General features: G+C 55.0%; 11 protein-coding genes. 6 read left to right on the top strand and 5 right to left on the bottom strand.

Annotated features, from left to right (window positions below; translation table 11 throughout):
* Positions 1-219 precede the first annotated feature (219 nt).
* The gene (locus tag AC16KF_RS12245; RefSeq protein WP_484037608.1) at positions 220-660 is read right to left on the bottom strand and encodes a hypothetical protein; all 441 of its coding nucleotides are present in this window, start codon (positions 658-660) and stop codon (positions 220-222) included.
* 89 nt (positions 661-749) lie between these two features.
* Here AC16KF_RS12245 and AC16KF_RS12240 point away from each other — a divergent pair, with 89 nt between their 5' ends.
* Entirely contained in the window at positions 750-1,211 is a 462-nt protein-coding gene (locus AC16KF_RS12240; protein WP_484037607.1) for a MarR family winged helix-turn-helix transcriptional regulator, read from the top strand.
* Between the two features lie 64 nt (positions 1,212-1,275).
* Here AC16KF_RS12240 and AC16KF_RS12235 read toward each other — a convergent pair whose 3' ends face one another.
* The 4 genes from AC16KF_RS12235 to AC16KF_RS12220 all read right to left on the bottom strand — a co-directional run bounded on the left by AC16KF_RS12235 (position 1,276) and on the right by AC16KF_RS12220 (position 4,743).
* Positions 1,276-1,959 carry a lysophospholipid acyltransferase family protein gene (locus AC16KF_RS12235; protein ID WP_484037606.1) on the bottom strand — a complete coding sequence of 228 codons (684 nt, stop codon included), beginning with the start codon at positions 1,957-1,959 and terminating at the stop codon, positions 1,276-1,278.
* The gene (locus tag AC16KF_RS12230) at positions 1,940-2,620 is read right to left on the bottom strand and encodes a lysophospholipid acyltransferase family protein (protein WP_484037605.1); all 681 of its coding nucleotides are present in this window, start codon (positions 2,618-2,620) and stop codon (positions 1,940-1,942) included. Before AC16KF_RS12230 ends, AC16KF_RS12235 begins: the two co-directional genes overlap by 20 nt.
* A 454-nt stretch (positions 2,621-3,074) precedes the next feature.
* Positions 3,075-3,461, bottom strand: coding sequence for a PilZ domain-containing protein (locus AC16KF_RS12225; RefSeq protein ID WP_484037604.1), 387 nt, complete (start codon positions 3,459-3,461; stop codon positions 3,075-3,077).
* Between the two features lie 124 nt (positions 3,462-3,585).
* Positions 3,586-4,743, bottom strand: a complete 1,158-nt coding sequence (locus tag AC16KF_RS12220; protein ID WP_484037603.1) for a thiolase domain-containing protein — start codon at positions 4,741-4,743, stop codon at positions 3,586-3,588.
* Between the two features lie 149 nt (positions 4,744-4,892).
* Between AC16KF_RS12220 and AC16KF_RS12215 the strand changes: the two genes are divergently transcribed.
* From AC16KF_RS12215 to AC16KF_RS12195, 5 genes are all read left to right on the top strand, one after another.
* Positions 4,893-5,423 (top strand): hypothetical protein, encoded by a 531-nt coding sequence (locus AC16KF_RS12215; protein ID WP_484037602.1) that lies wholly within the window; start codon positions 4,893-4,895, stop codon positions 5,421-5,423.
* Entirely contained in the window at positions 5,420-6,430 is a 1,011-nt protein-coding gene (locus tag AC16KF_RS12210) for a uroporphyrinogen decarboxylase family protein (RefSeq protein ID WP_484037601.1), read from the top strand. The genes AC16KF_RS12215 and AC16KF_RS12210 overlap by 4 nt, the downstream gene beginning before the upstream one ends.
* 132 nt (positions 6,431-6,562) lie before the next feature.
* Positions 6,563-13,159: a GAF domain-containing protein gene (locus AC16KF_RS12205; RefSeq protein WP_484037600.1), complete on the top strand. Its 6,597-nt coding sequence runs from the start codon at positions 6,563-6,565 to the stop codon at positions 13,157-13,159.
* Between the two features lie 312 nt (positions 13,160-13,471).
* Positions 13,472-14,521 carry a hypothetical protein gene (locus AC16KF_RS12200; protein WP_484037599.1) on the top strand — a complete coding sequence of 350 codons (1,050 nt, stop codon included), beginning with the start codon at positions 13,472-13,474 and terminating at the stop codon, positions 14,519-14,521.
* A gap of 56 nt (positions 14,522-14,577) precedes the next feature.
* Positions 14,578-21,063, top strand: coding sequence for a response regulator (locus AC16KF_RS12195; RefSeq protein WP_484037598.1), 6,486 nt, complete (start codon positions 14,578-14,580; stop codon positions 21,061-21,063).
* Positions 21,064-21,114: the final 51 nt, after the last annotated feature.

The raw sequence follows: 21,114 nt of genomic DNA, 5'->3' as shown, positions 1-21,114 counted from the left end.
ATGCGCTTCCATAATTCATCGGGAACCTCCCAGATAGTGGGTAGTGGCGTCTTTTTCTTCATCGTTGGGTTTCCTTTGTTGGCACTGAAATTATATGCCCTCAAAGAGTTTTGAGATAGTTACTAAGTGGGTTTCGGGATCAACAAAACGCTCTGGTTACAAATAAGCCTTTTACGAAAAGAGGCAAACCTCCGGCTCGGAGCGTCCGCCCAACTGGTATTAGTTGACTGCTCTTTTCACGAGCGCGGCAATCTTCGCTTCCTCCGCAGGGGATATCTTCACCAACGCAAAACCAGCCGCCCACATATTGCCATCGTCGAGGCGCGCCGAATCGGTGAGTCCGAACGTGCAATACCGCGAGCCGAACTTACTCCCTGCCTGAAAGAAACACACCACCTTGCCCTCCGCGTTGGCATAGGCGGGCATCCCGTACCAGGTCTTTGGCGTGAGCCCGGGCGCGGCGGCTTTGACGATCTCGTGAATCTTTTTCGCCATCGAACGCTCCGCGTCGTTCATCTTGGCGAACGCCGCAAAGACAGCCTTCTCCATCTCTTCCTTGTTCGCCGCCATCTTCCGCTCTTTGAGAGTCTCCTTCATCGCCGCTATTTCTTCTGCCGATAACCCTGTGGTGGATTTTTTTACAACTTTCTTGGCGCTCATCATGATCTCCTTGTTTAACCTTGCGTCAAAACGAATTTAGTTATATAATAAAGATACTTTATAACAAAGATAATGTCAAGGGTAGCGCTATGGCAAACTCCAAAACAGAATTAAAAAAACGAGCCTTTATGGCAGTCAGGGATTATGGCGTCAACTTAAAGTTATTCCAAAATGCTGTGGATGAAAAGGCGGGTCTCAACACAACCGACACGGAATGTCTTAGGTTGCTGTTTCAAAAAGGCACTGCCACGCCCACTGAAATTGCCAAACATACAGGTCTCACCTCTGGCGCAACCACCGCCATGCTGGACAGACTTGAAAATGCAAAATTAATTGAGCGAAAACCAAACCTCGCTGACAGACGTGGAACTTTAATCACGCCTGCAAAATCAGCCGCAGAAAAAGTGGCGGCATGGTTTCAACCAGCCCGAAACGCCCTGGACGAATTAATTGCGAGTTATTCAGCAGAGGAATTAGAAATCATCTCTGGCATTTTTGAACGATTCGCAAAACTATGGGATGATGAACGCGGGAAGTTGAAAAGAGGATAACCCCCGCACCCCGTATCGCAAAGGTCACTTTGCGCTTCCTGAACCCGAAAGAATCCTCATGCGTTTATTTCTCCTCTAACATTGAACCATGAAGGATCTCCTGCGCGCGCGGATGCTTCGCGTACACGCCGCGATAGGATTCGGGCAGGAGCGCGGCGATCTGGCACATGATCTCATCTGTGGCGTTTTGTAGCGCGGCATCGCGCTCTTTGTTGGGGAGCGGGGAGATGGTGAACGGCTTGCCCCCGGTTAACGTGATGAGCGATTTTCGCAGGCGTTTGAGGTTGCCGACGACAAGTTTGTCCTCCGTGCCTGTGATTCCCACAGGCACGACTGGGAAGCCCGAACGCGCCGCCAGGTAAGCGACGCCCGGCTTGCCTGCGATCAGCGCGCCGGTAGGCGAACGCGTCCCCTCGGGGGCGATGATCAGACACTTGCCTTGCTCCATGAGGGCGATCATTTTCCGAATCGCTTTCAAGTCCGGATTGAAGCGATCTACGAAGATCATGTTCAATGGACCGCTGAGCGCGCGAATCCACCCAACCTTTTCCCATTTTTCCGCCACAGGGATGAACAAGTCCGTGCGGTTGATGGCGAAGTAGACCAATATCAGGTCGAGGAAGCCGATGTGATTCGCCGCAAGGATCATCCCGCCGGTGAGCGGAACATATTGTTTGCCGCGAATTTCAAAACGGCAGATCAGGTTGAGCGCCAGGCGGATAAGCGCTCTAAGTAGACGCAGGATCATGATGGTTCACAAGTTCAAGCAAGCGCGGATGGTTCGCATAAAAGCCGCGGTACGACTCAGGGAGCATCGCGCCGATCTGGCACATGATTTCATCGGTGGCCGCGCGCAGGGCTTGTTCGCGTCCCTTCCCTTTAGGGATTTCAATGCGGATCGGGTCGCCCACTCTGACTACGATCTTCGCGCGCCGGAAGCGCTTCAAGTTTTCCAGAACGACGCGGTCTTCTGTCCCGGTCGCCGCAACTGGCAACACAGGGAATCCGCTTTTGCTGGCGAGAAACGCCACGCCGAGTTTTGCCTCTTGCAATGCTTCGCTCTTTGAGCGCGTGCCCTCCGGCGCGATCACCAGCAAACCGCCCTTTTCCATGCGCGCCAGAATCTCGCGCAACGCGGAAAAATCGGCTTCGAAGCGGTTGAGCCAGATGGCGTTGGCGGCGCGCCCAATGAGACCGAACAACCAGTGGTTCTTGTACTTCTCAGCCACCGGCATGATGATGTCTTCGCGCTCCACCACGCATAGCAGGGCGGCGGTATCCAGCCTGCCGAGGTGGTTCGACGCGCCGATCAAGTTGCCGGGCGGCATTTTTTCCAGCCCGCGCACTTCGATATCGGCGATCAAGTTCATGATGAAACGGATGATGGAACGGATCAGTCTGAATTTCATGCGCCAATTTTACAACAAGCAGGGCAGTCTGGCGGAAAAACGGGCACTGTAAGAGTTACACCGATCGGACTCTACCCGAAGCGGGCAAAGAGACTGGTCTGCGCAGTTTAATTTTCGTAACCGCGCTTGTCCGCGAAAAAAAACCGACCAAGTTCAACTGGTCGGTTTTCATCTTGCTCGATGCAGACAAAAGAAAATCCACGAGGGACGGCGCGCTCCGTGACTGAATCGTTAAATAGATCTCTTGCGAAAGTCATTTTTGCCACAGAAAACACAGATGACCTCTTGCGAAAGTCATTTTCGCCACAGAGAACACAGAGAAAAAGAGCATTTCTCAAGGGTCTCTGTGGTCTCTCCCGAAGAACATCGGGACGATGTGTGGCTAAGCAGGAGACAGTTATGCAAGAGGTCAAATCTTGAAGATCATCACGATGGCGGAGATGAATAGGGCAGGTCATCGCCACAAATAATCGTTCGAACTTTTTTTCCGCGCTGTTTTTTCCGAGCCGTACTTTTCAAACATGCGCTGGAAGACCAGCATATCGCTCGGCGAAATATTGACGATCTCAAACCCCACGTTGAACGTGTTCGGGTCCACGTAATCGGGGCGCGTCCACTTACTGCGCGCAATGAACACCATCGTCTCTTTCTCGGAGATGTCGGGCGTCAGGTCGATCAGCATGTGAAAATCCTTGCCCGGCGGAATATTCTTCGGCGAATCAAGTTTGAACCCGCCCGAACTGATATCCGATAGATAACCGATGGTCTGCTTTGTCGATTCATCCTTAACCTGCATGTAATAGGTAAAGTCGCGGCGATCGATCTTTCTCTTATCTGACATTCTTACTCCTTCTTTCTTTGCAGTATAAATCTGCCTTGAAGTTATGTCAAAAATAAAAATGCGTTTGTAACGCAGACCAAACCATATCTGGCGGCGATGCGCGCCGCGTTCCAACCTGTGGTTGTCAATCGGCTCTCAAAATGTGCGTGACGATCGTCGCCCCCGAGCCGCCGATGTTTTGCGCCATGCCGATTTTTGCCCCATCCACTTGTGTGACGCCACACTCGCCGCGCAATTGCTGGACAACCTCCACGATCTGATAGATTCCCGTCGCGCCGACTGGATGCCCCCGCGCTTTGAGTCCCCCGCGTGTGCAGACGGGTCTTTCCCCGGTCGGGCTGATTCGCCCTTCCAAGCCGAGTCGCACCCCCTGCCCTTTTTCCGCGAACCCGCACGCCTCGAGCGACAGCGCCGCCATGATCGAAAACGCGTCGTGCAGTTCGAACACGTCAATATCCTCGGGTGAAACGTTTGCCATCTCATACGCGCGCTTCGACGATTGATACGCGGCGGATAAAAACAATGGGTCTTTGCGCGAATGTACTGCGATGGTATCTGTCGAAGAGGCGGAACCCGCAATTGTTATCTTCGGCTTTCCATTTAATGAGACCACTTTTTCCGCAGGGACGATGACCACAGCCGCCGCGCCGTCGCCGATGGGAGAGGCGTCGAGCAGATTGATCGGCGTGGCGACCATGCTCGACCTCTCGAATTTTTCGACGCTGATCTTTTCATGCAATCGCGCAAATGGGTTGTGCATGGCATTCGCGTGCGCGTTGATCGAGAACGGTGCGAAATCTTCATGCTTCCAGCCGAACTCGTGCATGTACCGCCGCATGATGAGCGCGTTCAACCCGACGAAGGAGATGCCCTGTTCCAATTCGTAGTCCGCGTCGGCGGCGGTGGCAAGCGCGGAGGTGACGTCGTGTCCCGCTTTGTCGGTCATCTTTTCGACGCCGACCACAAGGGCCGAGTCCGCGTCGTTTGCCGCGACAGCCATAAGGGCGGAACGAAGCGCCGCCGCTCCCGAAGCGCAGGCGGCTTCCACTTTCACCGCTTCCTGTTTCCACAGCCCGATCCAATCCGAAAAGAACGCGCCGAGTTGGTTCTGCCCGCTGATGGTGGAGGAGAGCATGTTGCCGACGAAGAGCGCGTCCACTTGTTCGACGCCCGCGTCTTGCATGGCGGCGAAGGCGGCTTCCCCGCCGATCTCGCGCAGGGATTTGTCCCAATGCTCGCCGATCTGTGTTTGTCCGATTCCTAGAATTGCCACTGGTCGCATGTTTGCCTCAGATGATTTATACTCGTGATGCGTGTTCTCGACGCAGTTGTACTGCGTTGAGGCTGGCGGCACATAGTTCCTGACGGCAGTGCAACTGCCGTCAGATCAGATGATTGAACCCTTGTAATTGTAATCGGAGCGACTCTCACTTGCTATCAAAAATGACGCGGGCGGCATGGAGCCAGAATTTTTTGCTGGCGCTCGAAGGATTCGGCGAGGAAGGGCAGATCGCCTCCTCGTATTTGCGGGCGCATCGAACGTACATCGGCTTTTGGAAAGTGCGGAAAAATGTCGGCGCGTTTTGGACGTTTCTTGGAACGATCCATTTCAACTCACTTTATTATTCGTTGCAAACGAATCCCGCCGACCCGCGCTTGCTGACGTTGTTGATCCATGAGGTGAAGCACCTGCAACAAGGACTCGTCACCGCGCTTTCGGTGTATGGCGAGTTGGAGGCGTGGCAGTTGCAGTTCAGGTTGTATCATCAAAAGACAAACGCAAAGATGCACCCCGTAATCGAAAAACTTTTATCGCTCCCGCTTGGTTGGGATCGTGACGTGTTACAGCAAGCGCGTGTGTTGATGCAGGAATTCGCGGGCAAAGGCTATCGCGCCGATTTGCTCCCGCTGTATCCGCTGGGGAAAGAGATTCGATTTCGTCTGTTTGGGAAGACCCCATGAGCGCGCGCGCAGATATTCTTTTGCTTCTCAATGGAAATAGACTCGCTACGCCTCCCGCGTTTAGCGGGTTGATCCATGTCACAGTGGAGGGATTGCAAAACGAGGGGCTTGCATTGCACGAAGTCCATCACGATGCAATGAAGATGGCGCGCGCGGCGGCGAGTACCTTCAAGTTGACGGGGATGCGGTCTGCAACGTTGCCGCTGGATTTATGCGCTCCTGCCGAGATGCTAGGCGCAGAACTGAATTATTTTGAGGGCGGAGAGTTGATGCTTCCGCAGGTGAGGAGGGCGATCGCTGAAAGCGCGAAAGAGATTAGAGAATTAGAGAATTGGGGATTGGAGACTGGAGATTGGGAGAATTGGAGAATTGGGAGAATTGGGTTGGTGTGTGATGCAATCCGATTAGTGAAGGAAGATGTGGGAAATGAGATCGTCGTTTCGGGGATGATCCCGGGTCCGTATACGTTGTTATTGTATTTGTGCAACCCGAAGAATTTATTTATTGAAATGAAACACGAGCCGCAAGCGGTACTCGATGCCCTCTTTCATCTTTCCTCTTTCCTTGCGAAGATCGGCAACGCGTATCGAAGCGCAGGCGCGGACTTCATCACCATCCACGAGATGGGAGGGTCGCCTGGGTTCATTGGACCGTCGAAGTTCGAGCAGTTTGTCCTGCCCGCGTTGAGGGAGTTGCACGCGAGTCTGCCGAGTCCGCGCGTGTTGTCGGTGTGCGGGAATACAAACAAGTCGGCCGCGGCGTTGGCTGAATCGGGCGCGGAGGCGGTTTCGGTGGATCAGTTGAACGATCTTGCCGCGTCGCGCGAGGTGTTGAAAGATACTCTGCTGTTCGGGAATCTCGATCCTGTTGCGACGCTGTGGAAGGGCGATGAGGCTGAGGTGGCTGAATCAACTCGAAGGGCGAAAGAGGCGGGCGTGGACGCCGTCTGGCCCGGCTGTGATCTCGTCCCATCCACGCCGATCCGAAACGTGAAGGCGATGATGTAGGAAAACGTCCCGCAGGGTGGGCTGAATGCGGTGATGCTTTCGAAAAAACCTGCGGGACGGTTTTCTCCATTGACTTGTAATTTCACGGGCTGTATCATAGATGCGTTGTCACCCAAATGAGGAGAGATGGGCATGGCGAGGAAGCCGAATTCGGCAGGCAAGGCGGCGAAACCCAAGGCTAAAAAAGTTACGAAGCGGGGTGTGTTGACGCGTCGGACAAAGGCGTCAAAAGTCAATTCGACGAAGAAATCAGCCAAAGTTTTGCGTGAATCACACACTATTGAACAGCAACTTGCACAACGCGAAGCCGAGTTGCAGATCATCAACTCCATACAGCAGGGACTCGCCGCGGAGTTGGGCTTCCAAGCGATCGTGGACTTGGTCGGCGATAAGTTGCGCGAAGTGTTCAACACACCCGATTTTGAGATTAGATGGTATGACGAAAAAACCAATTTGCTTCATTTTCTTTATGTTTATGAACATGGGAAGCGTATTGCTATATCACCAGCGAATCCGCCCCCGGGCGGCGTGTTCGATACTCTGCAAAAAACTCGTCAACCTTATGTGCTCAACACTAAGGAGGGAAGGGATAAACTGGCGGCTTATAGGATTCCTAACACAGATGAGGGGAAGTCTGTTGCCTGGATACCCATTATCAGCAGTGACCGCGTATGTGGGCTCATTGGTACTCAAAATTTTGAGCGCGAGAATGCTTTTGGTGAATCTGAAATCCGCCTGCTAACTACGATTGCCGCGTCGCTCGGAACCGCGCTCGAAAACGCCCGTCTCTTCGATGAGACCCAGCGCCTGCTCAAAGAGACCGAACAACGCAACGCCGAACTTGCCATTATTAACAGCGTCCAAACCGCGCTGGCGGCAAAACTGAATATGCAAGGGATCTACAATGTTGTTGGCGATAAGATCCGCGAGATATTCAATGTGCCAAATGTTGTTATCTTCGCCTTCGACCGTCCGTCCAACCGCATGCAAATCCCTTATGGGGGAGATGAAATCTACTCTTTCGATATCAACAAAGTAAAGGATAAGCGATTCTTTGAGTACTTTGATGAAACCAAAAAATCGCTCTTGATCGATCAAAACGTAAAAACGGAGGCGCCCAAATACGGCATTTATAGTTTTGACGACCCTGTCTTATATGACCCAGAAGCCACGTCAACTACAACCTATAGCGAAGGTTCTCTGCTTTTTGTGCCTCTTATTGTGGGAGATGAAGTCAAAGGCATTATCTCTCTCCAGAATCTTGAACGCGAAAATGCGTTCGCTCCATCCGACGTGCGCCTGCTGGAAACCCTCGCCAATTCGATGAGCGTCGCGCTCGAAAGCGCGCGTCTCTTCGACGAGACCCAGCGTCTGCTCAAGGAGACCGAATCGCGCAATGCCGAACTTGCCATTATCAACAGCGTCCAACAAGGATTGGCATCCAAACTGGAGATGCAGGCAATTTACGACCTGGTCGGCGATAAGATGCGCGAGATCTTCGACGCGCAAGGCGCGGGCATCGCGATCATTGACCGCCCTCAAAACCTGGTTCTCCTCAAGTATTTGTTCGAGGACGGGCAGATCTACCGCGACAAGACTTTCCCACTCGGGCAGGGACTGACTTCGTATGTTTTCGAAACCAAAGAGACGCTCTTGATCCAGTCGGATGATGACCGTGAAAAATATCAACACAGGTTCATCTATCCCGGATCGCAGTCCATGTCGAAGTCATGGCTTACCGTTCCGATCCTCATCGGCGGCGAGGTGATCGGCGGACTCAATGTTCAAAATTTTGAGCGCGACCACGCCTTCTCTGAATCGGATGTGCGATTGCTCCAGACGCTGGCTTCCAGTTTGGGCGTGGCTCTCGAAAACGCGCGTCTTTTTGATGAGACTCAACACCTGCTCAAGGAGACCGAATCGCGCAATGCCGAACTTGCCATCATCAACTCGGTGCAGAACGGGCTGGCTTCTGAACTGGATATTGACGCGATCATCCACTTGATCGGAGATGAGATCCGAACGATCTTTAGCGGCGCCGATGTGGAAATCTCGCTGTATAACTCCGTCACGCGCATGATTTCTTTTCCCTACTGGTGGTCTGCAAAAGATGGGATGATTCCCGAAGAGCCGCTCCCCTTGGGGCTGGGTCTGCATTCCAAGTTGATCGAATCGCAACAACCGCTTCTGCTCCGCACGTCTCAGGAAATTTCCGCTCAAGGTCCTGTGATGCCCGAAGGCGTGGCGCTGAGGAAGTCTTTCCTCGGTGTGCCGATCAATTCGGGAAAAAATGTTGTCGGCGCGCTCACCTTGCACGACGCGTTTGTCGACAACCGTTTTACCGATGCCGATATGCGGTTATTGACCACCCTTGCGAATAGCATGAGCGTCGCGCTGGAAAACGCGCGTCTTTTCGATGAAACCCAACGCCTGCTCAAAGAGACCGAACAGCGCGCCGCCGAGCTTGCCACCGTCAACACCGTAACGAACGCGCTGGCGGGCGAACTCAATCTCGAGGCGTTGATCGAACTGACTGGCGAGCAGATCCGCGCCACGTTTCGGGCAGATATTGCCTACGTGGCATTGCTGGATGAAAAGAGTCAAACGGTCAACTTCCCCTATACGTTTGGGGAGGACCTCCGCGCGCTTAACTACGGGGATGGGATCACAAGCCGCATCATTCGGACGGGGAAGCCGATTCTCATCAACGAAGAGTTGGATCGCCAGGCGAGAGAGTTGAGCGGCAGGGTGATCGGGCGGCGGTCGCTGTCTTATTTGGGCGTGCCAATTTTCGTCGGCGGGCGAAGCGTGGGCGTCGTCAGCGTGCAAAGCGCCACAGCGGAGGGGCGCTTCTCCGAAAGCGACCAGCGACTGCTAGGCACCATAGCGGCGAACATCGGCGTGGCTCTGCAAAACGCGCGGCTGTTCGACGATGCCCAGCGAAGCAACCGCGAGATCATCGAGAACCTCGAACAACAGACCGCCACCAGCGAGATTTTGCGCGTCATCGCCGAATCGCCGACGGATATTCAACCGGTCATGGAGGTGATCGCCGAAAACGCCCGCTGGCTCTGCGATTCGACGTTGTCGGCTGTCTATCGCACCGATGGGCAAATGGTCTATGAGGTGGCGATCAGCGATGTGTCAGCCGAAATGCTCGAGACCACGCAGGAAGTCTCCGGGCAATCGTACCCTGCCCGGTTAGATTGGAACAACAGCCTATCCTCCCGCGCTATTCTCAGCCGCTCGGTCCTGCATATACCGGACCTCGTCCACGAGAGTGATCTGCCTGTGATCACGCGCCGCTATGTGGAATCAAAAATTCTCAACAGCGTCTTGTTTGTCCCGATGATCCGCGAAGGCGAGGCAATTGGGTGCATTGGCGTGGGCAAACGCGACGCCATGCCCTTCACTGAAAAACAGACCGCGCTCTTGAAGACCTTTGCCTCGCAGGCGGTGATCGCCATTGAAAATGTGCGTTTATTCAACGAACTGGAACAGCGCAACCGCGAGATTACCGAAAACCTTGAACAGCAGACCGCCACCAGCGAAATCCTGCATGTGATGGCAAGTTCTCCCACCAGCATCCAACCTGTGCTCGATGCGATCACAGAGAATGCGGTGAAACTGCTGGGCGGCGATTTTGGGAACCTTTATCAAACCGATGGCAAACTCGTTTACGAGACGGCGCAATATAACTTTCCGCCGGAAGCGGTGGCAGAAGCAAAACGCTCCTATCCCGCGCCGCTCATCAGGGATCGATTGTCGTCGCGCGCCATTCTGGATCGCGCTGTTGCGCACCTCCCCGATATGCAGAACCATCCCGACCTGCCCGAAGTGACGCGGCGCTACACCAAATCGCTTAACATGCAATGCGTGGTCATGGTGCCTCTCATGCGCGAGGGAGAGGCGATCGGGAGCCTGGGTATCGGCAAACATGACCCGGCGCCGTTCACTGAAAAACAGATCGCGCTGTTGCAGACTTTTGCCTCGCAGGCGGTGATCGCCATTGAGAACGTGCGGTTGTTCAATGAACTGCAAGACCGCAACTTGAAAATCTCTGAAAACTTGAAACGCCAGACCGCCACCAGCGAAGTGTTGGGGGTGATTGCCGGGTCGCCGATGGACGATCAGCCGGTCTTTGATGCGATCATCGAGCGGGCGGTCAAACTCTGCCGCGGCAACGGCGGATATATTGCCCGCGTAGCCGATGGGATGATTCACTTTGCCGCGGGGCATAATCAAATTAAACCTGTTTCGGCGCGGGACATTCTCGACGGTTTCCCCATCAAGTTGGAAGGTCACGACGAACCCAGCACTCTGTTGAATATCATCAAGGATCGCACAACGCTTCACGTGGAGGATTTGAGGAACGACCCGCGCGTGACGCCCAAGAACCGGGAGGATGCCGCGCGTTGGGGGTTGGGCAGTACGTTGTGGGTGCCTCTCTTGAAGGACAACAAAGGTATTGGCGCGATCGTCATCGGCAGGGACGAAGTCCGCCCGTTTAGCGATGATGAAATCGCGCTCGTGAAGACCTTTGCCAGCCAGGCGGTGATTGCCATCGAGAACGTGCGCCTGTTCACGGAAACCCAGCGCCTGCTCAAAGAGACCGAACAACGCGCCGCCGAACTCGCCATCCTCAACAGTGTGGGCGACGCGATGGGGAAAACGTTCGATTTGAAATCAGTGGCGCATATCGTCGGCGAAAAAGTGCGCGGCATCTTCAGGGCAGAAGTGGTGGATATTTTGCTCTTCAACCCCGATACGCGGGTGGTTAGCCTGGTATATAGCTTTTGCGACGATGAATATTATGAGAATGAACCGCCCTGGGAACTGGGGGAGGGCTTGACGTCGAAGATCATCCTTACGCGCCAGCCGTTGTTGCTTCATACCGCCGTCGAAATGGACGAGCAGGGCGCCGCGGCATACGTCACTGCGCCGGCGGGAGAACGCGATCCCGAATCGTATATGGGAGTGCCGATCCTCGTCGGCGACAAGGTGCTGGGTGTTGTGGATGTGCAGAGTTACCGCGCAGATGCGTTCACCGAAGATAACGTGCGTTTGCTCTCCACGCTCGCATCCAACATGGGCGTGGCAATCGAGAATGCCCGTCTTTTCGATGAGGCGCAGGAAGCGCGCGCCGCCGCCGAGCAAGCCAACGAGGCAAAGAGTTCCTTCCTTGCCACCATGAGTCATGAGATTCGCACGCCAATGAACGCGGTGATCGGCATGAGCGGTCTGTTGTTGGATACAAACCTCGATCACGAACAAGAGGATTATGCCGAAACGATCCGCAACTCGGGCGATGCCTTGCTGACCATCATCAACGATATTTTGGATTTCAGCAAGATCGAAGCCGGGCGCATGGATATTGAAAGTCGTCCGTTCGACCTGCGCGAGTGCGTCGAATCCGCGCTGGATCTGGTTTCCGTTCGCGCCGTGGAGAAAGGGCTGGACATTGCCTACATGATGGAGGATGACGCGCCTGCCGCGATCTATGGCGATGAGACGCGCCTACGCCAGATCCTGCTCAACCTGTTTAGCAACGCGGTGAAATTTACCGAGAAGGGCGAAGTGGTTCTCACAGTTTCACGTGATCGAAACTTGAAACCTGACAGCCTGAAACTTGAAACACTGATTTTCACCGTCCGCGATACGGGCATCGGTCTTTCCGAAGATGGCATGAGCCGACTCTTCGAATCCTTCTCTCAAGCCGATTCCTCGACGACCCGAAAATACGGCGGCACGGGGCTGGGACTTGCCATCAGCAAACGCCTCGCCGAGATGATGGGCGGCACGATGTGGGTGGAAAGCGGGGGGGCGGGCAAAGGCTCCGCATTCTCCTTCACCATTCGCGGCGAGGCGGCAGAATTGCCCAACAATGCCGAGCGCGAATATAACGGCGTCCAACCTGAGTTGCAGGGCAAGCGCGCGCTTGTTGTGGACGATAACGAGACGAATAGAAAAATCATGCATGCGCAGACATCCAAGTGGGGGATGTCTGCGCGCGAAACCGGGTCGGCAACCGAAGCCTTGCAATGGCTCCGGGACGGCGCGGTATTCGATCTCATTATCCTGGACATGCGCATGCCCGATGTGGACGGCGTCGAACTGGCGAAGCGCATCCGCCTGACCGGCGTGAAAACTCCCATGGTGTTGTTCAGCTCGCTTGGTCGGCGTGAAGCGGGGGTGGATGAAAGTCTGTTCGCGGCATACCTGACCAAGCCGATCAAACAATCCCAGTTGTTCGATACGCTCGTCGGTATTTTTGTGGGCGCCAAACCGCGCGAGCAAAAGACGATCACCGGGCGCTTCAAACTCGACCTTGATTTTGCTTCGCGCAACCCGTTGAAGATCCTACTGGCTGAAGACAACGCCGTGAACCAAAAGCTGGCGTTGCGCCTGCTCGAGCAAATGGGCTATCGCGCCGATGTGGCGTCGAATGGGTTAGAAGCAGTAGAGTCTGTGGCGCGCCAGAAATACGATGTGATCCTGATGGATGTGCAGATGCCCGAAATGGATGGCTTGGAAGCGACGCGTCAGATCGTGACGAATTGGTCGCGCAACCATCCGCGTATCATTGGTTTAACGGCGAACGCCCTCGAAGGCGACCGCGAGATGTGCCTTGCCGCCGGTATGGCAGATTACATTTCAAAGCCCATTCGCGTGGAGGAGCTGGTTGCCGCATTGGAGAGGGCGAGGGTGGAGCACGGAGGGCGGGCTTGAGCCCGCTGGGATGAAATGCGCGTTTCAGTCCTGAAGAATACGCGGCAGTTTTTCTCTCTCTGTTCATCAGCGTGAATCAGCGTTCACGCCGCACTGGCGCTCGGCGCAAGCGTCTGCGTCCTGTTCGGAAACACATAAATTGGTTTACCGTAGTAACGACTTCAGCGTTTTTTGTAGCGAAAAGGCGACCGAAGTCGCCACTACGATCTCAGGCAATCATGGTTACTCAGAATAAAAATTATTTCCGATAGAGTCTATGGCGTACCATCACTCACATAACTTTGCGAGCTACGCACAACGAGGAGAAATGCGATGGCAGGAAAACAATCAAGCAAGCCGAAGAAAAACAGGAAGACCAACGAAGTTCAACCCGCGCCGCAGCAAGCCGCGCCCGGCGGCTGGATGACGCATCCAATCTTTGGAATAGCAAACCCCCGTTCTGAACAGCGCCGTATGCCCTGGTTCGGCTGGCTGGGGTTGGCGATCATGATCCTCGCTGAGATATTCCTCACGCCGGGCGACCATCCGCTTGCGCTGGCGTTCACGCCCATCATGTGGAGCGGCTACATCCTGTTCGTGGACGGTTGGATCTGGCAAAGACACGGCGATTCGTATTTCATCGAGCGGCGGCGCGAATTCCCCATGTTGTTTTTGATCTCGATCCTGCTATGGTCGATGTTCGAAGTGATCAACTTCAAAACAAGGACCTGGCATTACGACAATATTCCCTCCGTGGGCATGCGTGAATTCCTCGGCGCGTGGGCATATGGGACGATCATCCCCGCCTTGTTCCGCACCTGGGATTTTTTCGCCACCTTGAAGATGTTCGAGAAAGCCCCGGCTCGCCATGTCAAAGTGACGCCGTTCAAGTTGGCGTTTTCTTTTATTTTCGGGGTTGCCTGCATCAGCATCCCGTTGTTGATGTCTGATTATTGGGCGAATTTTCTCATCCCGTGCATCTGGCTGGGGTTCATCTTCCTCGTCGAACCCATCAATTATCTGCTCAATATCCCGCGCATTTCCATTTTCCGCCAGTTGGAAATGGGGAACTCCAAATCGCTTTGGCAGTTGCTTGTGGCAGGCTTGTTTTGCGGCGTGATCTGGGAATCGTTCAACGCGGAGGCTGTGCGCGCGGGCGGGCTGGTGTGGGTTTATACCCTCAATCAATTTTGGGTCGATCTGGGATTTGGGATCTACCCGATCCGGAACGATTCGATGCCGCTGATGGGTTTTGGCGGGTACCCTCCATTCATCTGGGAGAATTTTGTCATGTATGAGTTGATCAAATACGCCATGCAAGGCAACAAGATGTGGAAGACCCCCGGCCAACATCATCCAGATGATGGGTTGCCGACGGAGTAAAAAGATCAAGCGTTGTAAATCCTAACCGTTGAATACCAATGCTCACAAGGTGATCGATGGAAGAGTCCGCTGAATTTGCGATCAAAGAAACCCTGCATACCAGCGCGCGCACAAGGGTCTATCGCGCCGCGCGCCGTTCCGATGGCAAGCCGGTGGTGTTGAAGACCCTCCATGGCGCGAGGATCACGCCCGAACTTCTGGCGAGGTTTCGTCAGGAATACGAGATCAACGCCTTGCTCAACCCGGTTGCCGGGGTGAGCGAAGTCCACAAGTTCGATACCTCTGGAACCCCGACCATCGTGATGGAGGACATCGAGGGCGATACGTTGAGTCAAACAGCCAAGCCAATCCGCGACTTGACCGAGTTCCTCAAGATTGCCATCGCAGTGACAGACGCGCTCGGGCAGATCCATGCGCGCCAGATCATTCATAAAGATATCAATCCATCCAACATCATTTACAACCCGAATACGGGGAACGTCAAGATCATCGACTTCGGGCTTTCCACATTGCTACCGCGCGAAACGGTTGCGCAAGTCAATGTCAACGTGCTGGAAGGGACGATTGCCTATATTTCGCCGGAGCAAACCGGGCGCATCAATCGACCCGTAGATTACCGCGCGGATTTTTATTCCCTGGGCGCCACGTTGTACGAATTGCTGGGCGGCGTTCGTCCCTTTGAAGAAACAGACCCGCTGTCTCTCATCCACAGCCACCTGGCAAAGCAACCTGTTCCGGTCAGCGCGGTCAACCCTGCGGTCCCGTCGCCTCTATCGGATATCATCATGAAATTGCTGGCAAAGAACGCGGCCGACCGGTACCAGTCCGCCTTTGGGTTGAAGGCAGACTGGATCGAATGTCAGCGTCAATGGCAGGCTGGCGGCGCGATTCGTGAATTTCCCCTCGGGCAAAACGATGTATCAGACCGATTCCAGGTTTCGCAAACGTTGCACGGGAGGGAAGATGAACTACGCCAATTATTGAGCGCATTCGAAAACGCGCGGCGCGGTTCGGCTGAGGTGGTCTTGATCGCGGGCGAAGCGGGCATGGGGAAGACCAACCTGGTTCATGAACTACAAATTCCCATCGCCCGCCAGAATGGAATATTCATTAGCGGCAAATACGCCCATTCTCCCAACCCCACGCCTTATTCAGGGCTGGTAGACGCCCTCCGCGCGCTCATTCGACAACTTCTCTCTGAAAGCGAGGCAAGCCTGGCTTCTGCCCGCCAAAAGATCAACGAAGCCATCGGCGTAAACGGGCAGGTGATTCTCAACCTGATACCGGAGGCTGAGCATGTTCTCAGACCGCAACCGCCCCTGCAATCCCTTTCTCCCGAGGAGGAACAAAATCGATTTAACCTTACCCTGCAGAACTTTCTCGAGTCGTTTTTGAATTCCGAACGCCCGCTGATCTTGTTTTTCGACGACATTCACTGGGCAGATGTCGCCTCCAGCTCCTTCCTTCAGCGCTTTGCGGCGTCTGCCAACCTGCATCATGTGATGGTGATCGCCTCGGTTCGCAACAGCGCGATCACCTCGGATCACCCATTACACGGGCTCCTTCAAAAATTTATCGATGAAGGCAACACCGTCACGCAAATCGATCTCAACCCTCTGCGCGTCGACGAAGTGAACCGCCTGCTTGCCCAATCCCTTCACTGCCCGTTGGACAACTCGTTGGCGCTTGCCGAAGTGATACAAGCCAAGACAGGTGGCAATCCGTTTTTTATCAATGAATTCTTGCGAGGCAGTCACAGCGACGGACTGATCCGATTGAACCTGGAGCGCGGCGGCTGGGATTGGGATCTTCAAGGCATTCAAGCGCGGCAACTCACCGACAACGTCCTCGAAGTCATGGCGGAAAAAATTAATGAGTTGCCTGATGATACGCGCCGCATGTTGGAATTCGCCGCCTGTATCGGATACGAATTCGACCTCTCCACCCTAGCCGCGCTTTCGAATCAACCCCAGCCTGAAACTGCCTCTGCCCTGCGGCCTTCCCTGCGCTCCGGCCTGGTCGTCCCCCTAACCCCAAATTACCTGATCGCCGAACAGGCAGAAACCGAATCTGACGCGCGATACGCCTTTGCTCACGCGGGCATTCAGCAAGGGGTTTACGAAGCCATCCCGCAGGCGGGAAGAACATCCATCCACTGGAGGGTGGGTCAACGCCTGCTACAAAGCAGTTCCGCCACAGAACGCGAACAGACGGTCTTCGGGCTGGTGAATCAGCTGAACCTGGGGGCTGGGATGGCTGACACCCAGGAGGATTACCTGGAATTGATCCGCCTGAACTTGCTGGCAGGGCAAAAGGCGCAAGCAACCGCCGCGCATGATATTGCCTATCATTACCTGAAGACCGGCGTCGGCTTACTTGAACATATCCCAGCCCATTGGCGGGAACAATATTCGCTCGCCTTCAACGTACATGTTGCCTGCGCTGAAGCGGCATATTTGACCGGTGACCTCGAGGAAAAAAACCGTCTTGTGAGCGCCCTGCTTGCCCATGCCAACCCCGGGCTCGATCAATCCCGCGCTCACGAGATCGATATGCGCGCCTATCTTGCGCGCGATGAACGCACCTCAGCCGTGCGCGCCGGACTTGAAGCCTTGCGGTGTCTTGGGGTGATCCTTCCGTTAAAACCCAACACATTCCAGATTCTGGCGGCTTTGCTCAGGGTGCGTTTCCTGCTCTCGCGCAAATCGAAAGCCGAGTTGCTTCAACTCCCCGAATTGGACGATGAACGCGTCGAGCGAATTTTCTGGATCGTGCGTATTATCTTCTCCCCGGCGTATACGAACATTCCAACCCTCCTCCCGTTGTTATTCCTCAAAACTGTGGAACTCAGCCTCAAGCATGGCAATGGCTCCATCTCCGGGTTTGCCTTTGTGGGATATGGCTTTTTGCTCACAGTGGCATTGGGGGATATCAAAGGAGGCAGCGAGTTTGGCGCGATCGGTCTACAACTTGCCGATGCGCTGGATGTGGAGAAGGAGCGATGCGCCGCAAAAGGATTGCATGCCACCGTGCTTCAATTTTGGACGGAGCCTTTGCGAAACACTCTCAGCCTTCTTATGGATTCATACCGGGCAAGCCTGAACCTGGTGGGAGATTATGCCCAAGCCAGCAACAGCGCATTGATCTACGTTTACCATTCCTATTGGGCGGGATGCAAATTATATGAGTTGGAACAGGAAATGAGCGCGTTTAGCGGCAGAATCAAGCAGATGCGCCAATCGTCCAACCTCAATCACGTTGGGTTTCACCATCAAGTGGTCTTGAACCTCATGGGAAAATCTGCCGACCCGCGCAAGATCGTTGGCGCCGCCTACGATGCCGAGAGCCAACTGCCCGAACAGATCGCAAAGAACAATCGAAGCATCGTCATGAACATTTATATGTATACGATGTATCTGAATTTTTTGTTCGGGGACTATCAATCTGCCCTTGGATATTCAGCCTCTTGCAAAGAGTTTTTGGATGGCGGCGCGGGCGCGTATACATCGTTTATGTATCCGTTCTTTGATTCTCTCGCGCGTCTCGCTTTGTGGAACGACGCCACGCCTGCTGAAAAGGAACACTGGCTGAAGATCATAACCGCCAATCAAAAAAATTCTAAGAAGTGGGCGGCATTTGCCCCCGAAAATCACCAGCATAAATATTTGTTGGTCGAGGCGGAACTGGCGCGCGCGCGCGGCGACACCGGCAAGGCGCGCGAACTGTACGATGAGTCGATTGCGCTGGCAAAACAGAATTTATTTTTGAATGAAGAGGCGCTGGCGCGCGAGTTGGCGGGCAAATTCCATCTTGAGCGCGGTTTGCATGAACTGGCTGGTCATTACCTCGGTCAGGCGGTTCGCGCCTACCACGAGTGGGGCGCCTTCGCCAAAGTGAAGCATCTCGAAGAAGCGTATCCGCAATTTTTTTCAAGAGCGGAGGCTGGCGCTGGGCTCTCCTCTTCAGTGATTACATCGTCGACAAACACCGACGGCGCGGCCGCCATCGATTTCGCCAGCCTGATGAAGGCGACGCAGGCGCTTTCCAGCGAGATCGTGCTGGAAAAATTGTTCGCTTCCCTGTTGGAAGCCGCGATCGAAAACGCCGGGGCAGAGAAGGGCTGGCTACTGCGAGAACAAGCCGCAATGTGGATGATCGAGGCGCAAGGGGTGCGAGGCAACGTCCGCGTGCTGGCCGAGTCGCCCGCGCATCCGCAAGACTTGCCCGTTTCCATCCTCAGCTACGTTGCCCGCACGCAAGAAACCGTGGTGCTCGATGATGCCGCGCGGAGCGGTCAGTTCGCGCGAGACCCTTATCTCATTGCGCACAAACCCAAGTCGATCTTGTGCGTGCCGATGTTGAATCAGGGAAAATTATCGGGCTTGCTGTATCTTGAAAATAACCTGACGACGAACGCGTTCACCCCGGAACGCCTGGAGGTGATCCGCGTGCTTGCCTCGCAAGCCGCGATCTCGTTCGATAACGCGCGGTTGTACGGCGACCTCAGGCGGAACGAGGAGAAATATCGCGCGTTGTTCGAGAATTCGCGCGACGCCATTTTTGTGATCACGGCGAATGCCGACATCGTGGATGTCAACCAGGCAACGCTCGACCTGTTCGGGTATACGCGCGACGAACTGCTGAAACTTGGGATGGCGGAGATCGGCGTGACCGAGGAACAGTTTGCCGGGTTCCAAGACCTGATCGGCGCGCAGGGTTCGGTGCGCGACTTTGAGGTAAACCTGACGCGCAAAGACGGTGTCGTGATGGAATGCCTGCTGACCGCCACACTCCGCCGCGACGATGATGGCGCGCCCAACTCGTATCAAGGTATTTTGCGCGACATCACCGAACGCAAACGAGCGGCGCGTATGCTTGAAGCATACAGTCACAACCTTGAGCAAATGGTCGAGGAGCGCACAACCGAAGCGCGCCGCGCCCGCCAGGACGCAGAAGCCGCCAACGCGGCGAAATCCATCTTCCTCGCCAGCATGAGTCATGAGATCCGCACGCCGATGAACGGCATCATCGGCATGACCGGGCTGTTGCTCGGCACCGAACTTACCAACCAACAGCGCGATTTTGCCGAGGTGATTCGCGCCAGCGGCGAAACCCTGCTGACCATCATCAACGACATCCTCGATTTTAGCAAGATCGAATCGGGCAAAATGGAACTCGAGAACCAGCCGTTCAACCTGCGCGAATGTATCGACAGCGCGCTCGACCTCGTCGTCACCCGCGCGGCGGAACATCACCTCGACCTTGCCTGCATCCTCGAAGAGGATGTGCCGCCGGCGGTCTTCGGCGACGTGACGCGCCTGCGACAGGTGTTGTTGAACTTGCTGGGCAACGCGGTGAAGTTTACCGAGAGCGGGGAGGTGGTGGTGACCGTGAAGGTGGACAAAGCGATAAGCCAACAGAACGACTCGGAGCGTATCTCGCCTGTTTCCGCGTCTACGGTTGCGCTCCAATTCACTGTCCGCGATACGGGCATCGGCATTCCCCAAGACCGCATGAGCCGTTTATTCGAATCGTTCACGCAGGTGGATGCGTCGACCACGCGCAAATATGGCGGCACCGGGCTGGGGTTGGCGATCAGCCAGCGGCTGGTCGAATTGATGGGCGGAAGCGTGTGGGTCGAGAGTGAGGGCATTCCCGGCCAAGGTTCGTCCTTTCACTTCGCCATCCACGTCGAGCCGGCGGAGAGGGTTCGCACCGCGGCAAACCCGCGCGAGGATCGGCATCTTCTGGAGGGGAAACGCGCGCTCATTGTGGATGATAACCTCACGAACCGACGCATCCTGAAATTGCAGTTCGAAAAATGGGGCATGCTCGCGCAAGACACCGAATTCCCGCGCGATGCGCTTGCCATCCTCGAACGCGGCGAACCGTTCGACCTGATCGTGCTCGATATGTTCATGCCCGAGATGGACGGCGCCATGCTGGCCGGTGAAATTCGCAAACACAACGTGTCCATCCCGCTGCTTCTTTTTTCATCGATGGCGCAAAGCGAACTGGGGGAATACAGGACTTTGTTCAACGCCTTCCTCGCCAAACCGATCAAGCCCTCGCTTCTTTTCGACGTGCTGGCTGGTCTCTTTGACCCCAGCCGACTCGCCCCGGTCAGCGCCCCCAAAACCTCCGCCTTCGACATGGAAATGGCGTCCCGTCATCCATTGCGCATCCTCATCGCGGAGGATAATGCCGTCAATCAAAAACTCGCCATCCGCATGTTGGAGCAGATGGGCTATCGCGCCGACCTCGCCTCGAATGGACTCGAAGCCATCGAAGCGATTACGCGCCAGCCCTACGACGTGATTCTCATGGATGTGCAAATGCCCGAAATGGACGGACTCGACGCCACGCGAAAGATCCGTATGATCCAAACGGTTGCCCAACCTCGCATCGTTGCCATGACCGCCAATGCCATGCAAGGCGATCGTGAATTATGCCTCGCCGCCGGCATGGACGATTACATCTCCAAACCGATCCGCGCGAATGAACTTGTTGAGTCGTTGATGAGGGCGGGGAGCCATGCGTAGCCCGGTGGGCATGGGGATGCGTGAACATATTCATCCCTGTGTGCATGCTCA

This window comes from Candidatus Defluviilinea gracilis (assembly GCF_057138825.1).
This window is presented reverse-complemented; position numbering and strand designations above follow the sequence as displayed.

Coding starts and splice junctions, on each gene's coding strand:
- AC16KF_RS12240 (WP_484037607.1), top strand. CDS start 750: ATGGCAAACTCCAAAACAGAATTAAAAAAACGAGCCTTTATGGCAGTC.
- AC16KF_RS12220 (WP_484037603.1), bottom strand. CDS start 4,743: ATGCGACCAGTGGCAATTCTAGGAATCGGACAAACACAGATCGGCGAG.
- AC16KF_RS12230 (WP_484037605.1), bottom strand. CDS start 2,620: ATGAAATTCAGACTGATCCGTTCCATCATCCGTTTCATCATGAACTTG.
- AC16KF_RS12235 (WP_484037606.1), bottom strand. CDS start 1,959: ATGATCCTGCGTCTACTTAGAGCGCTTATCCGCCTGGCGCTCAACCTG.
- AC16KF_RS12225 (WP_484037604.1), bottom strand. CDS start 3,461: ATGTCAGATAAGAGAAAGATCGATCGCCGCGACTTTACCTATTACATG.
- AC16KF_RS12200 (WP_484037599.1), top strand. CDS start 13,472: ATGGCAGGAAAACAATCAAGCAAGCCGAAGAAAAACAGGAAGACCAAC.
- AC16KF_RS12195 (WP_484037598.1), top strand. CDS start 14,578: ATGGAAGAGTCCGCTGAATTTGCGATCAAAGAAACCCTGCATACCAGC.
- AC16KF_RS12210 (WP_484037601.1), top strand. CDS start 5,420: ATGAGCGCGCGCGCAGATATTCTTTTGCTTCTCAATGGAAATAGACTC.
- AC16KF_RS12205 (WP_484037600.1), top strand. CDS start 6,563: ATGGCGAGGAAGCCGAATTCGGCAGGCAAGGCGGCGAAACCCAAGGCT.
- AC16KF_RS12245 (WP_484037608.1), bottom strand. CDS start 660: ATGAGCGCCAAGAAAGTTGTAAAAAAATCCACCACAGGGTTATCGGCA.